The sequence below is a fragment of the Vreelandella sp. V005 genome (genome assembly GCF_052645115.1).
In genome coordinates, this window is sequence record NZ_JBQXYA010000002.1 from 315,172 (window position 1) to 329,568 (window position 14,397).

The window sequence follows — 14,397 nt, forward strand, 5'->3', positions numbered from 1 at the left end:
CTCTCACTGGGCCACTGTCGCTTCGTTTTCAAGCGCCTGCAGGTACAGCTTGCTGTACGGGACGATTGACTGCTTCCAGTGGTAGCGACCTGTCATCGCGGCGCCACGCATAGCGTTGAACAGATCGGTCGATTTGTAGACCGCGAAAGCGCGTTGGATAGCGTGCATGTAACTGCCGAACTGCATGTCGTCGAACAGAAAACCGGTCACGCCATCCTCGATCGTATCGGCCAGACCGCCGGTGCGGTGGGCGATAGGCAGCGAGCCGAAGCGCTGGGCATAGAGTTGGCTTAAGCCACATGGCTCGAAGCGCGAAGGCATCAGTAGGAAGTCACTCCCTGCAAAGAGACAGCGGGCTTGATACTCGTCAAAACCGATGTAGGCAGTGATAGCGCCAGGAAAACGAATGGCTAGCTTACGCAGCGCTTCCTCGACATGCTGTTCACCGCAACCCATAAAGACGATTTGGCCGCCGGCGTGAACAATCGCCTTTGCGGCTTCGATGGTCAGGTCAAGCCCTTTTTGATGCACCATGCGCGAGATCACAGCAAACAAGGGGCCTTGGCTGGGGGTGAGCCCAAAGTGGCGGCGAACATACTCTGCGTTGGCCCGTTTGCCGCGCCAATCGTTGCAAGAAAAGGCCTGAATCAGATGGCTATCGGTACGCGGGTCCCAGGAGTCGTCAATACCATTGGGAATCCCGCTCAAGCGGCCTTGTTCAGCTTTGCAGCGAAGCAGTCCATCTAATCCACAGCCGAATTTAGGCGTGGTGATCTCTTGGGCGTAGGTCGCGCTGACGGTGGTTACTTCGGAGGCATAGACGATTCCCGCTTTCATAAAGGAAATATCCCCATAGTATTCAACACCATCGATGTTAAACGCTGCGTCGGGAATGCCGAGTACCTCAAGGCGCGAAGCATCAAACACGCCTTGGTAAGCCAAGTTGTGAATGGTAAAGATGGTCGGAATGGATTGCGCCTGCCAATGAAGATAGGCGGGGGCTAGACCACACGCCCAATCATTGAGGTGCAGCAGTTGAGGCTGCCAATCAAGTGCCGCGTTACCCAATGCGATATCGGCCGCTGCCCGCGATAGCCTGGCAAAACGGATATCGTTATCCTTCCAGCCCTCATCCTGGCCATCACCATAGCCGCTTGAACCCCGGCCATAGGGTGTGCCCTCACGTTCGTACAGTTCTGGGCATAGCAATACGTAGAGAATCAGTCCATCGCGACAGGTTAACTGGCCAATATCACAAGCGGGCAATCCTGCAAAAGCGGGTACGTGACCCACCGTCACGATGTCATACTCAGACTGAATCATTTCCCGATAAGCAGGAATCAGGACACGGACATCGTGATGTGCTGCCAGGGCGCGTGGAAGCGCAGATGAAACATCGCCCAGACCACCGACTTTAACGAAATCGGTAATCTCGGTGGTAACAAATAAAATGCGCTGGGAAGCGTCGAGCTTATCTTTATGGCTTCGATCGTTACTATCATCCCTTTGATCGATTACTGCTTGTTTTAAAGGATGTCTTAGTATTTTTTGGTTAGCGAGAACGGTAGAAAGAGGGCGTCTTGACCCCTCTTTTTCTTCATTCTCTAACGTATTCTCTTTCGATATGCTTTTATCGTTAGTAACTTCACCCAAAGCCACATCGCCCATGCTCTACCTCCCTGGATTACCATGGTCAATACCGTATAACTACATAACTCATTAATAATTAGCGATTTCTTTTTCATAGCCTTAGGCTGCCCTGCCTTTAGGCGTACACTGGAAATCACTACTTAAGCACTATAGTTGAGAGATCATAGGTTAGCTAAAAGGAAAGCGACCATAACTTACATCAATAAGCGTATTAAATAAGCCTTGCGGTTAGCCGAGCAACACTGAAGGAGTTCATTTTTTAAAAATTAAGCGTTTTCTTTTAAATGGTTGCTTGTGTTTTTTAATAAAAGATAAAGGCTGGTTTGGGTGGTTTCGTTTTGTTGATATTTACTTTTCTTTTAGTGGCTTGTTTGTTATTTTTAACAAAAGTAAACGACCGCTTTTACTTGCTTATTAATCGTTTAGGCGAGTGTTGCCAGGGCCCGTGCACTCAAAAAGCATGGCCCCGTTTATCTACACCGACAGCGAAAGAAAAAACAGAATCAGCGGAGGAGAGAGCAGCGAAAGTATAAACCCACTCACCACGGCGATGGGTACGCAAGCCACGCCGCCATGTTGCTGAATAACGGGAAGTGTGAAGTCCATGGATGTCGCCCCACCGTAACCGATAGCCAGCGCGGTATGGCGGTGAATTACCAATGGAATCAAGATAAATGCCAGCAGCTCCCGGGTGAGGTCATTGAAAAACGCCACGCCACCCATCAGCGGACCTAGCTGGTCGCCAATTAAAATAGCTGAAAGCGAGTACCAACCAAAGCCTGACGCCATAGCGAGCCCTTCGTTCCACCGAAGCGAGAGCAGTGGGGCAGCGGCTAAACCTGCCAGTAAAGAGCTGATAGCCAGCGTCACCGCAATCGCTAGCCCCATTCGATTGATCAGGATTTGCCTAAGCGGCATACCTGAGTTGCGTAACTGGCAGCCAATTAATACCAACAGCAAGTAGAGCACCCATTCGGCGAGAAGATCCGCGGTGTTGAACAGCGCTTCACCCACCGTTGGGCCTAATAAAAGACCGATGATCACGCCACCTGCCACGACGGCCACAAGCAGAATTGACCCCTGCATAGCGGCCAGTTTGCTCGTAGGCGCGTCCTTGACCACTGGCGAATCGCCTGCTTTAAAGGGCAGGCGATGCGACAGCCACCAAAGCGCCGCCAGGTTGAAAAGCGTGGTAATACTAAATAGTAATAATGCATTACCACCTAAGCGTGAAAATTGGCTGGCCAGGTTTTCCAACCCTGCCAAACTCACCCCCATTAACAGTAGAATCATATAAACCGAGCCGCTAACGGCTCGGTTTATAGTGTGTTGCACCTGGGGAGAACGAACGGGCACCAAGTAGCCAAGCACCAGTGGCAATAAGACAATCAATAAACCTGAAAACATTTAGGGCGTCGTTCCCCCGGCTGGGTTGAAGTTGGTTAACGTCAGCTGCGTTTCGCGGCTACCCTCTTTTTGGTACACCGCAGACAGGATCAAACCGGGCCAGTCTGGGTGAAAGTGGAGTTGCAGTAGGCGGTCAGGTTTCTCAATATCGATCAATGATACCTGCAGTGCTTCAAACTCACCGGCAGGCACGCGGATGGTGTCAGGTGCGTTGTCGTTGGTTTCATTCACGTAGTATTGGAAGTGCTCATCCCGGCCTTTTTGATCGACGAACTCGATCTCGCAGGGGGCGATTTCAGTGCAATTTTCATGCCCCGCTCGGCGCGATAAATCAAACAGTGCTGTTTGCCGATCTAAGCTGGGAATATCGCTTTCGTTCAATTGATAGCTGTCACCGACGCCTAACACGGAATAGCTGCTATTAAACAGCAGCGCCTGGGTCTCATCACCATTGATAGCAAATCGGCTGAACTCCTGTCCTCGCGCCACGGTAATCGAAAAACGCATGTCGCTTAACCAGTGACTATCCTCCTTCGTAAGCCGATGGGTAATCGTGGCCCCCGGCCAGCCGCGTACTTCAAGCCGATACTTTGCTTCAAAGGGGCGTGGCTCGTTGAATGTGTCTGCTGCTAGTGCTTCGCCACTTAACCCAAGGGCGGCAAGGCTCAAACCGAGCCCTGCCAGTAAGCGGCTAGACTGTCGTGCGAAAACATTGGCCAAGAGGCTTTCCTCAATTAAAAACAGTATCGTCCTAAGAGCCTATAGCCAGCACTTGGTTCCCAGCGCGCTAGTAGCCCGCCTCCGGGTTGACGGTGGCAAGCTTTTCGCCTGACTCAAAGGCATGTAAGTAGGAAATGACCTGGTCGATGGCATCATTCAGCGGTGTGGGGGCGGCCATATGCGGCGTGATGATCACGTTGGGATGTTGCCATAAAGGGCTGCTTTCCGGCAGCGGCTCCTCTTGGAAAACATCCAGTAGTGCTCCCCGTAAGTGGCCTGGCTGGCCAGCGTTGCCTAGTGCGTCTAACAGCGCCTGCTCATCGATCAAACTGCCCCGGCCAGGATTAATCACGCTAGCGCCTTTGGGCAACTGAGCCAGCCGCTCAGCGTTGAGAATGTGCTTAGTAGCGGCGGTATCGGGCAAAATGGTCACTAGGCTTTGCACTTGGCCAAGCAGGTCGGTTAAGCCGTCATCACCGTGGAAGCAGTGCACACCGCTGATCTTCTTGGGTGATCGACTCCAACCCAAAACGGGGAAACCCACTTGTTGCAAAGCGCTGGCCACAAAGCCACCGATCGCGCCCAGGCCAAGCACACCCACCGGCCATTGGGATTTCTCGACCACCGCTTGCGGTTGCCACTTGGTACTTTGCTGCTGTTGCGCGTACCGATCCATACTGCGGTAGAAGTGCAGTACACCATACAGCGCATAATCGGCCATCAGCTCGCCCATACCCGCATCGCGTAATTTTACAATGGGTACATCACTGGGTAGTCCTGGGGTTTTCAGCAGGTAATCCACGCCGGCGCCCAGATTAATGATGCCCTTAAGCTGGTTCTGTTCTTGCAGCAGGTGCGCGGGCGCTTTCCAAACGGCAAGGTAGTCAGCATTTTTGCGCTCGTCCGCTGGCGCTTCGCTGGTCACGACGGTTGCTTGAGGCAGCGCCTCAGAAAGCGCCGTTTGCCACTGCGCAGCTTCATCGATATGCACCACAATTTTCATCTCGCCTCCGGTTCCATCGCTAATGGTTGATTAACCGCTATCATGGGTGAGGTAGGGTTAGCGCTGCAAGGGACGCCCAGCGTTGATGGTGGCAACAATCCTGTTCAGTGACAGGTGAATGCGCTCTGCGCGTACTGTGACAGGCCTTGGAAAAGGACATTACCATGACCACACGCTCTCCCCGTAGGGTGACACGCCACCGCTGTGGCAAGGGATTCACCTATCGCACCACGGGTAATCAAACGCTCAAGGATAAGTCATGGCGCAGTTGGATTGCTTCACTTGCGATTCCGCCTGCTTGGCATGATGTAGAGATCGTACTCAATCGTCGCCACCACATCTATGCCACGGGGCGCGATGATGCTGGGCGCAAACAGTATATCTATAACCCTGAGTGGCGGGAGCAGCGCGAAGCGTTGAAGTTTGATCGCATGGTGGCCTTCGCTCAAAAGCTCACCTCGATGCGGCGCATTACCGGCCAGCACCTCACGCTTGACGGGTTGCCACGCAACAAAGTGTTGGCCTGTATGGTTCGCCTGATCGATAGCGCCTATTTTCGTCCTGGCAGTGAACGTTATCGGGAACAGAATGACTCTTACGGGTTAACCACCATGCGCGCAAAGCATTTAACCATCGAGGGCGACGAACTGATTTTCGATTATCAAGGCAAGAGTGGCCAAACCCAGCACCGGGTCGTGGAGGATGCACGTCTTGCCAGCGTCGTTGCGGAACTCGACGACACTCCAGGGTACGAAATTTTCAAATACTTCGATGAAAACGGCCATAAGGTGCGCGTGGATAGCCACGATTTGAATGACTATATCCACGAGGTAATGGGCGAGGCGTTTAGTGCCAAAGATTTCCGTACCTGGGCGGGTACGTCAATCGCGGCGCTCGCATTGGAAGAGCTGGGGCTGGGCGACGACGAGAAGGCTAGCCAGGCCAACGTTCGCCAAGCGGTTGAACGCGTTGCTTCGAAACTGGGTAATACGCCCAGTATCGCCAAAGCCAGCTACATTGATCCTCGCGTCGTGGAAAGTTACCTGGATGGCCGGACGCTGGAGCATTTTCGCCAATTGATTGAAGCCGAACTTGAAAAAGAGGAACTCACCGGCCCCGATGAGCGTGCTGTGCTCGAATTACTGCGCAGTCGATTAAAGCGCGAGGCCTAGGTTAACCAAGCGAGATTTGGCCGTAGGCGATTAATAAATATGCACGTTTCCTCATCTTTTAAGCAACTTTTGTTATAAAGCCTTTGACCGTTAACCAAGGGTCGGTGCTAGTATCGGGTCAAGACGACATTGGCGGGCCTGCTGCAAGCTCAGCAGATGCAACCCCGACGCCTGATCGGTGGTGGCCAGGTCGATCCTGTGGCCCAGCGTTGCGTGCCTATAGTAGGCAGTGCGCTGGTTCTTAGTGATCCATAATGGCGAGTTGCCCGATGACTCAGGTTTCCCTGCCTTTCACACGCGAAGAGTACACTACCCGCTTGTGGAAAGTGCGTGCTGAAATGGCCAGTCGTGGCATTGACGTATTGATCGTTAGTGACCCTTCCAATATGGCTTGGCTAACCGGCTACGACGGTTGGTCGTTTTATGTACATCAGTGTGTGCTGGTGGGCCTTGAAGGCGAGCCGGTATGGTTTGGGCGGCGCATGGATGCCAACGGTGCGCTGCGCACCTGCTGGATTGATCCCGACAACATTACCTACTACCCGGATTACTACGTGCAGAATCCGGACATGCACCCGATGGAATACTTGGCTCAGTCAATCATGCCCGATCGAGGCTGGCATTTGGGCGTCGTCGGCATGGAAATGGATAACTACTACTTCTCCGCTAAGGCGTATTTAAGCCTGCTAAAAGAGTTGCCCCATGCGCGTTTTATGGATGCCAATGCGCTGGTGAACTGGTGTCGGGCGATTAAATCGCCTCAAGAAGTTGCCTACATGCGCATCGCCGCCCAAATAGTGGAGGGCATGCACTCGCGTATTTTGGAAGTGATCGAGCCCGGCCTGCCGAAGAGTAAGCTGGTGTCGGAAATTTACCGCGTCGGCATCGAAGGCTTTGTCGATGGGAACGGCAAAGTGTTTGGCGGTGACTATCCCGCCATTGTGCCCATGCTGCCCACGGGCAAAGACGCTGCGGCTCCCCATTTGACATGGGATGACACGCCGTTTCGCAAAGGCGAGGGCACCTTCTTTGAGATTGCTGGTGTGTTTAAGCGCTACCATGCGCCGATGTCACGCACGGTTTTCCTGGGGACGCCGCCCACTGACTTTATCCGTGCCGAATCTGCGCTGCTGGAAGGCATCGAAAATGGCTTGGCGGTGGCCAAACCTGGCAACCGCACGGCGGATATCGCCATGGCGCTGGGTGCTGCCATGGATAAATACGGTTTTGACCGTGGCGGCGCCCGCTGTGGTTACCCGATTGGTATTTCTTACCCCCCCGACTGGGGCGAGCGCACCATGAGTCTACGCCCCTCCGATGACACTATTCTGGAGCCGGGTATGACGTTTCACTTTATGCCGGGGCTCTGGGAGGAAAATTGGGGCTTGGAAATTACCGAAAGTATTTTGATTACCGACGATGGCTGCGAAACCCTGGCCAATTTTCCGCGCCAGCTGTTTGTTAAGTAGCGGTTTGTTAAGTAGCTGTTTGTAAAAAGGAACCTTCCATGACCAATCAACCGAGCCAACTGCGGCCAAGCCCCATTTCCGCCACTGTGGATTTTGATGCCGACGGTGTTCAGCACGGCTTTTTAAAACTGCCGATCTCGACCGATGAATCGGCCTGGGGCGCGGTGATGATCCCCGTCACGGTGATTAAAAACGGCGATGGCCCCACCGCGCTATTAACCGGCGGCAACCACGGCGATGAGTACGAAGGCATTACCTCACTGCTAAAGCTCTCTTCAACGCTAAAAGCGGAAGACGTCTCTGGCCGCGTGATTATCGTGCCTTGTATGAATACTCCGGCGGTGATGGCGGGCAAGCGCACCTCGCCGATGGACAAGGGCAACCTTAACCGTAGCTTCCCCGGCGACCCCAACGGTAGCGTGACGCCGCAAATTGCCGACTACTTTACCCGCGTACTGGTGCCCATGAGCGATGTGGTGCTGGATCTTCATTCGGGCGGTCGCACGCTGGATATTCTACCCTTTGGCGCTTCCCATGTGCTGGATAATAAAGCGCAGCAGCAGTCCGCGCTGGAAGGCGCAAAAGCGTTTGGTGCCCCCTATGCCATGGTGATGTTCGAGCTGGACGCGGAAAGACTCTTCGACACTGCCTGTGAGCGCCAGGGCAAAGTGTTTGTGGCTACCGAACTGGGCGGCGGCGGTACCTCAACGCCGCAAAGCATCACCATTGCCGAGCGCGGTGTACGCAACTTCTTAATCCATTACGGCTTGGTAGAGGGTGAAGTGGCGATGCCCGAAGGCGGGCAGATGTATCTCGATATGCCCGATGCCAGCTGTTACGTGCAGAGTCAGCATTCAGGCGTATTAGAGCTACTGGTGGCGCTGGGCGACGAAGTGAAGAAGGGCCAAACCATTGCCTACGTGTATGACATGACCCGCAGCGGTACCGCCCCGGTGGCGTACAAAGCCGAGCGCGACGGCATTCTGATGGCCCGCCGTGCGCCCTCGCTCATCAATATGGGAGACACCTTGGCGGTGATCGCCGATGTTGTTGAACGCCTGGAGGCTTAGCGCCTGGCATGATGAAACTGGACCGGTACGATCTAAAAATCCTCGATATCCTCTCCCGTGACGGGCGGATCACTAAGTCCAAGCTGGCCGAGGCGATTAATCTCTCGGTCAGCCCCTGCTGGGAGCGGGTGAAACGGCTGGAAAAGGCGGGGATTATCGAAGGGTACACCGCCCGTATCAATGCGGACGTGCTGGTACCACGCAATCCCGTTTGGGTGCAGATCGAACTCAAGCAGCATAACGCCGAAAGCTTCTCTCGTTTCGAATCGCTGGTCATGCAAACCCCTGAGGTGACCGAGTGTGTGGCGGTGGGCGGCGGCGTCGACTACCTCGTGAAGTTTGAAGCCCGCACCATCGATAGCTATCAGCGTTTGATGGATAAGTGGCTGGTGTCTGAAGCGGGCATTGAACGCTACTTTACCTATATCGTCACCAAGACCGTCAAACGTGAGCCAATTGGCATCGATAGCGACGTGGGCTACTAAGCGTTGCCGGCATCAACGCACTAAGTCGGTAACGGAGGAAGGGCGCTACCTGTCACATTTGAGCCGTAGCGCACCCGGTTGCGCCCCTCGCGCTTGGCTTCATAAAGCGCGACATCAGCGGTTTTTATCAGTCTTTCGAGCTCTGTTTCCGGGTCGAATGGCCCAGCACAAACGCCCACGCTGACCGTTACCTTACCCTCTTGAGTAGGCTGGTGGGGAATAGCCAAACTGGCTACTTGTTGGCGAATGTTTTCCGCGAGAGCGAGGGCATAGTGTGGCCGCGGGCTGTGTTCGGAACGTAAAATGAGAAACTCTTCGCCGCCGAAACGGCACGCTACATCATCGTTGTCACAGGCGGTGCGGATCGCGCTGGCAATGGCGCGTAAGCAGCGATCCCCTTCGGCGTGGCCATAATAGTCATTAAAGGTTTTGAAATAGTCCACATCGACAATAATGACCGCAAGGTAGCTTTGCCTGGGTGGCTGTTGCTGTAACGCCGCCGCATAGCGATCAAGGGCGCGGCGATTGGCAAGCCCTGTGAGTGGGTCGATGTGGGAAATTCTTTCAAGCTCTGCATTGCGTGCAGCCAGCTCTTCGCGCAGTGTTTCCACACTCACGTTTTCCAAGTAGAGCCGCAGCGATTCTGCGCAAAAACGGTAGTTGGCCATCAACGTCAATACCAGCGCTGGAACACTCAACGCTAGATGGTTCATCACATAGCGGCTGTTAGCCCCGGCTAAAAAACCGACCGTGGCATACAGGCATACAGGCATGCGAAGACGAATAACGAACCGTAGAGGCCGTATTCAAAAGGCGGGATGAGGACAATGGTCAGCACCATTAGAAATACCAAGCCCGCGTAAAAGTAGCCCAAGACCTGCGGGTTTTTTGAGCCGAGCAGAACGGCGCACCACACCACCGTGGCAAGGCATACCACCAACACAGCGGCGAGCTCTTTGCGCCGTATCGAAACAGAGCGCTTGTAATAGGCAAACAGCATGACGGTGGGTGGCCCGACGATGAGCAAACGTAGTAACACCGAACGCATAGCGACATCTGGCAGCAAAAAAATATCGACCAGCGTGTAAGAAAAATAGAACAGTGCGAGGAGTGACGTATGCAAATGCAGCGACCGCAGACGCACATCGTGACGGTCGATATCGTACTTGTGGCGTACCGTCGTTGTACCGATACGTTGTGAGAGCTGTTGGTAATAGGAAAGTCGAAACACGTTCACCCTCACACGGTTCGCCAAACAGTAACGTCATCGCCTTGTTATAGCGGTAAGGCTAACGTTATTAAAGAGAAGCCAAGCTTAACCGAGAAATTACCCACGTGGTGCTGAAATATTTATTGGCAACAATTGTTTAGCTTTGAATGTAAGAGCTACATTGTTGTCTCGACGCGTTAAATGCATGCTTCACCAAAAAAAACCACTGCCAAACGCGCACCGACAAAAAAAGTCGCGTGATAAGTCTCGGTTTTCGAAAACACTTCGTGTCGCCTCTCCGTTAATCTGGGTGCATTCGATGGCAAGGCAATGAGTGCTTGCTGACACTGCCATACAGTTGCTGCAGCGCTCAGACTGCATTAAAGGAGAGGTTTTCATGACCACACTATCGACCACGCTTGCTAAACGCCTGGAAGACCCGCGTCTGTTCCGCCAGTACGCCTATGTGGACGGCAAATGGACCCACGGTGAAGGTGGCCGCGAAGAAGCGGTTTATGACCCTGCTACCAATGAAGCCATTGGCCATATTCCGCTGCTGGAAGCCGAGCAAATTACCGCTGCAGTCGATGCCGCAGAAGCCGCTTTCGTTCACTGGCGGGCACTGCGGGCTGACGAGCGCTGTGAACGCTTACTGGCTTGGTATGACCTGATTCAAGCCAACCGTGAAGACCTCGCCACCATCATGACGCTGGAGCAGGGCAAGCCACTGCCCGATGCTCGTGGTGAAGTGGAATATGGCGCAAGCTTCGTGCGCTGGTTCGCCGAAGAGGGCAAACGCACTTACGGCGAGACCATCCCCAGCCATATTCCTAATGCATCGCTTGGTACCATTAAAGAGCCGGTCGGTATTGCCGCGATGATTACGCCGTGGAACTTCCCGCTGGCGATGATTACCCGTAAAGCTGCCGCCGCGCTGGCCGCAGGTTGCCCGGTAATTGTGAAGCCGGCTAATGAGACGCCTTACTCGGCGTTGGCGCTGGCGGAACTGGCTGAGCGCGCGGGAATCCCGGCGGGCATTTTCAACGTCGTGCTGGGTGACCCGGCGGAAGTCTCTAAGATTCTATGCAGCGAGTCGCGTATTCGGGCCCTCTCATTTACCGGTTCCACGCGAGTCGGCCGTTTGCTGATCGAGCAGAGTGCCGATACCGTCAAGCGGCTTTCCTTGGAGCTGGGTGGAAATGCGCCGTTTATTGTGGGGCCGGATATGGACCCAAAACAGGCCGCCTACGCAGCGGTCGACGCCAAATTCCAAACGGCGGGGCAGGACTGCCTGGCCGCCAACCGCATTCTGGTACACGAATCCATTCATGATGAATTCGTCGAGCAGTTCGCCGAGCGCATGGCGGCACTGACGGTAGGCAATGGCCTGCAGGGTGAGATCGACCTTGGCCCGCTGATTCATCGTCAGGCAGTCGAAAAAGCGGCGGCGATTGTCGATGACGCTATTTCCAAAGGCGCCAAAATGATGGGCGGTGACCAAAGCCAAGCGCCGGGTGAAAACTTCTTCATGCCGGTGATGCTGACCGGCGTCACGCCCAAAATGAAAGTGTGGCGGGAAGAGAACTTTGCCCCCGTGGCCGGTATTACCGCGTATAGCACTGACGATGAAGTCATCGAAATGGCCAACGACACTGAATATGGCCTGGCTGCGTACATCTACACCCACGATATCCGCCGCATTTGGAAGCTGATGCGTGCACTTGAGTACGGCATGGTCAGCGTCAACTCGGTGAAGATGACCGGCCCGCCGGTACCCTTCGGTGGTGTGAAGCAGTCCGGCCTTGGCCGTGAAGGTGGCGCCACGGGTATTGATGAGTACCTTGAAACGAAATATTACTGTCTGGGTGCGCTGGGTTCAGTCTCAGGCAGCTAATAGCCAAGTCGACAATAATTTAAAACACCCTCCCTGCAATGCGGGGAGTTTTACCGTACAGAGAGAACGTTATGAGCTTGCATCAGGATCTGATCGAACGCGACCGCAAAGTCACTTTCCACGCCTCTACCCACCTGCGCGATTTCGCCCACGGCGATTTGCCGGGCCGCGTGATTACCGGCGGACAAGGCATCAACATCGTGGATAAGGATGGCCGTGAGTTTATCGACGGTTTTGCTGGACTTTACTGTGTCAATATTGGCTACGGTCGTACCGAGGTGGCTGAGGCAATCTATAAGCAGGCGCTTGAACTCTCTTACTACCATACTTATGTGGGCCACTCTAACGAGCCGCAAATTGAACTCTCCGAGCGTATCCTCAAGATCGCCGGTATGAACATGTCCAAGGTCTACTACGGTATGTCTGGTTCGGACGCCAACGAAACCCAGCTCAAGATTGTGCGTTATTACAACAACGTATTGGGCCGCCCGCAGAAGAAAAAAGTCATCTCGCGCATGCGCGGTTATCACGGCTCGGGCATCGCGTCTGGCTCGCTGACCGGCCTTAAAGCGTTTCACGACCACTTCGACCTACCGATTGATACCATTCGTCATACCGAAGCGCCGCACTACTATCTGCGCGCCGCCGAGCAGCACGGCATGACCGAGCGCGAGTTTTCCGCGTTTTGTGCTGATAAACTCGAAGCGATGATTCTGGAAGAAGGACCTGACACTGTCGCCGCCTTTATCGGCGAGCCGGTACTGGGCACTGGCGGTATCGTGCCGCCGCCGGAAGGTTACTGGGAAGCGATTCAGGCGGTACTGGACAAGTACGACGTGCTGCTGATCGCCGATGAAGTGGTATGCGGTTTTGGCCGTACCGGCTCCGACTTCGGCAGCCACCACTACAGCATGAAACCTGATCTGGTCACTATCGCTAAAGGCCTCACCAGCGCCTACCAGCCGCTTTCTGGCGTGATTGTCGGTGAGAAAGTCTGGCAAGTGCTTGAGCAGGGCACCGGTGAGTTTGGCCCTATCGGCCACGGCTGGACCTACTCCGGCCACGCGCTTGGCTGTGCGGCAGGGCTGGCTAACCTGGATATTATCGAGCGCGAAAACCTGGTAGGTAATGCCGCCGAAACCGGCGCTTACTTCCAGCAGCAATTAAAGGCTAACTTTGAAGGTCACCCGTTGCTGGGTGATGTGCGCGGCGTTGGCTTAATGGCCGCCCTGGAGTTCTCACCTGAGGCCAAGCAGCGCCTGCACTTCGACCCTGCGTTGAAAGTAGGCCCCCGAGTGGCGGCAGCAGCGATGGAGGAGAACCTGATTGCCCGCGCCATGCCCCAAGGCGATATCCTCGGCTTTGCGCCACCGCTGACCATTAATCGTGGTGAAGTGGACGAGATGATTAGCCGCGCTAAACGCGCCATCGACCGCGTCACCGATGAGCTTACTCGCTCGGGCGATCTAAAAACCGGCCAGCAAGAAGCCGCTTTTACGGTGTAATGACCTGGCTTAACCTTTTGAGCGCCACTGCCTGTGCAGTGGCGCTTTTGTTTTTGTAGCCCACGACTATGCTAGATACAGTTGTTAGCCACTGGATAGTAAAGGAGAGGTAAACGATGCAGCCGGTTTTAGCCTTCGATGTATACGGCACGCTGATTGATACTCAGGGAGTAACGGTGGAGCTGGAACGCCGTTTGACCGATGCTTCCAAGGCCGTCGAGTTTGCCCGCCGCTGGCGGGAGAAGCAGCTCGAATACAGCTTCCGCCATGGTCTAATGGGTGCCTATGTAGCGTTTTCAGAGTGCACGCGAGAAGCGTTGGTGTTCGTGGATAGGGCACTACAGACCGGTCTTTCCGATAACGATCAGGATCATCTGATGGCGGTCTACAGTGAGCTGCCTGCGTTCGACGACGTGGTGCCTGCGCTGGATAAGTTACGCGATGCCGGCATTCGTTGCGTGGCCTTTTCGAACGGCACTGCCGATGCCGTGTCGACGCTGTTAACGCGCGCAGGGGTTGAAAGCCATATGGACGACGTTGTTAGCGCCGATGAAGTAAAGCGCTTCAAGCCTGACCCCGCCGTTTACGCTCACTTGCGCACCCGGTTAGAGACGCGGCCAGAGCATACCTGGCTGGTTTCCAGTAATCCCTTCGACGTAATTGGTGCCACCCACGCCGGGTTACGTAGCGCCTGGGTGCGGCGCAGTTCAGATGCCCCCTTCGACCCCTGGGGAATCGAACCCGATATGACGGTCACCGATCTAGAAGCATTAGCAGAGCGCTTGATTAAATAAAATTTATTAATCGCAACC

13 protein-coding genes are annotated in these 14,397 nt (G+C 54.5%); 7 read left to right on the forward strand and 6 right to left on the reverse strand.

Features of this window, described 5'->3' with window-relative positions; genetic code table 11:
* Positions 1-3: 3 nt before the first annotated feature.
* From glgA to ACUN8H_RS06685, 4 genes are all read right to left on the reverse strand, one after another.
* The gene (glgA, locus tag ACUN8H_RS06670; RefSeq protein WP_445531366.1) at positions 4-1,668 is read right to left on the reverse strand and encodes a glycogen synthase GlgA; all 1,665 of its coding nucleotides are present in this window, start codon (positions 1,666-1,668) and stop codon (positions 4-6) included.
* Positions 1,669-2,124: 456 nt separating this feature from the next.
* Positions 2,125-3,057: a lysine exporter LysO family protein gene (locus tag ACUN8H_RS06675; protein WP_445531367.1), complete on the reverse strand. Its 933-nt coding sequence runs from the start codon at positions 3,055-3,057 to the stop codon at positions 2,125-2,127.
* The gene (locus ACUN8H_RS06680) at positions 3,058-3,777 is read right to left on the reverse strand and encodes a hypothetical protein (protein ID WP_445531368.1); all 720 of its coding nucleotides are present in this window, start codon (positions 3,775-3,777) and stop codon (positions 3,058-3,060) included.
* 67 nt (positions 3,778-3,844) lie between these two features.
* Positions 3,845-4,780, reverse strand: coding sequence for a 2-hydroxyacid dehydrogenase (locus tag ACUN8H_RS06685; protein ID WP_445531369.1), 936 nt, complete (start codon positions 4,778-4,780; stop codon positions 3,845-3,847).
* A gap of 164 nt (positions 4,781-4,944) precedes the next feature.
* Here ACUN8H_RS06685 and ACUN8H_RS06690 point away from each other — a divergent pair, with 164 nt between their 5' ends.
* The 4 genes from ACUN8H_RS06690 to ACUN8H_RS06705 all read left to right on the forward strand — a co-directional run bounded on the left by ACUN8H_RS06690 (position 4,945) and on the right by ACUN8H_RS06705 (position 8,976).
* Positions 4,945-5,952 carry a DNA topoisomerase IB gene (locus ACUN8H_RS06690; RefSeq protein WP_445531370.1) on the forward strand — a complete coding sequence of 336 codons (1,008 nt, stop codon included), beginning with the start codon at positions 4,945-4,947 and terminating at the stop codon, positions 5,950-5,952.
* A 269-nt stretch (positions 5,953-6,221) separates the two neighbouring features.
* Complete coding sequence (gene doeA, locus ACUN8H_RS06695; protein ID WP_445531371.1) at positions 6,222-7,421, forward strand: ectoine hydrolase DoeA; 1,200 nt, start codon at positions 6,222-6,224, stop codon at positions 7,419-7,421.
* Between the two features lie 38 nt (positions 7,422-7,459).
* Entirely contained in the window at positions 7,460-8,491 is a 1,032-nt protein-coding gene (doeB, locus tag ACUN8H_RS06700) for a N(2)-acetyl-L-2,4-diaminobutanoate deacetylase DoeB (RefSeq protein ID WP_445531372.1), read from the forward strand.
* An 8-nt stretch (positions 8,492-8,499) separates the two neighbouring features.
* Positions 8,500-8,976 carry an Lrp/AsnC family transcriptional regulator gene (locus tag ACUN8H_RS06705; RefSeq protein WP_445531373.1) on the forward strand — a complete coding sequence of 159 codons (477 nt, stop codon included), beginning with the start codon at positions 8,500-8,502 and terminating at the stop codon, positions 8,974-8,976.
* Between the two features lie 20 nt (positions 8,977-8,996).
* On the opposite strand, the gene ACUN8H_RS06710 is transcribed toward ACUN8H_RS06705, so the two are convergent.
* Positions 8,997-9,749, reverse strand: coding sequence for a diguanylate cyclase (locus ACUN8H_RS06710; RefSeq protein WP_445531374.1), 753 nt, complete (start codon positions 9,747-9,749; stop codon positions 8,997-8,999).
* Positions 9,713-10,207, reverse strand: a complete 495-nt coding sequence (locus tag ACUN8H_RS06715; protein WP_445531375.1) for a hypothetical protein — start codon at positions 10,205-10,207, stop codon at positions 9,713-9,715. The genes ACUN8H_RS06710 and ACUN8H_RS06715 overlap by 37 nt, the downstream gene beginning before the upstream one ends.
* A 376-nt stretch (positions 10,208-10,583) precedes the next feature.
* On the opposite strand from ACUN8H_RS06715, the gene ACUN8H_RS06720 reads away from it, so the two are divergent.
* The 3 genes from ACUN8H_RS06720 (at position 10,584) to ACUN8H_RS06730 (ending at position 14,379) form a co-directional block, all read left to right on the forward strand.
* Positions 10,584-12,080 carry an NAD-dependent succinate-semialdehyde dehydrogenase gene (locus tag ACUN8H_RS06720; protein ID WP_445531376.1) on the forward strand — a complete coding sequence of 499 codons (1,497 nt, stop codon included), beginning with the start codon at positions 10,584-10,586 and terminating at the stop codon, positions 12,078-12,080.
* 71 nt (positions 12,081-12,151) lie between these two features.
* Positions 12,152-13,585, forward strand: a complete 1,434-nt coding sequence (locus tag ACUN8H_RS06725) for an aspartate aminotransferase family protein (protein ID WP_445531377.1) — start codon at positions 12,152-12,154, stop codon at positions 13,583-13,585.
* 116 nt (positions 13,586-13,701) lie between these two features.
* Positions 13,702-14,379, forward strand: a complete 678-nt coding sequence (locus tag ACUN8H_RS06730; protein WP_445531378.1) for a haloacid dehalogenase type II — start codon at positions 13,702-13,704, stop codon at positions 14,377-14,379.
* Positions 14,380-14,397: the final 18 nt, after the last annotated feature.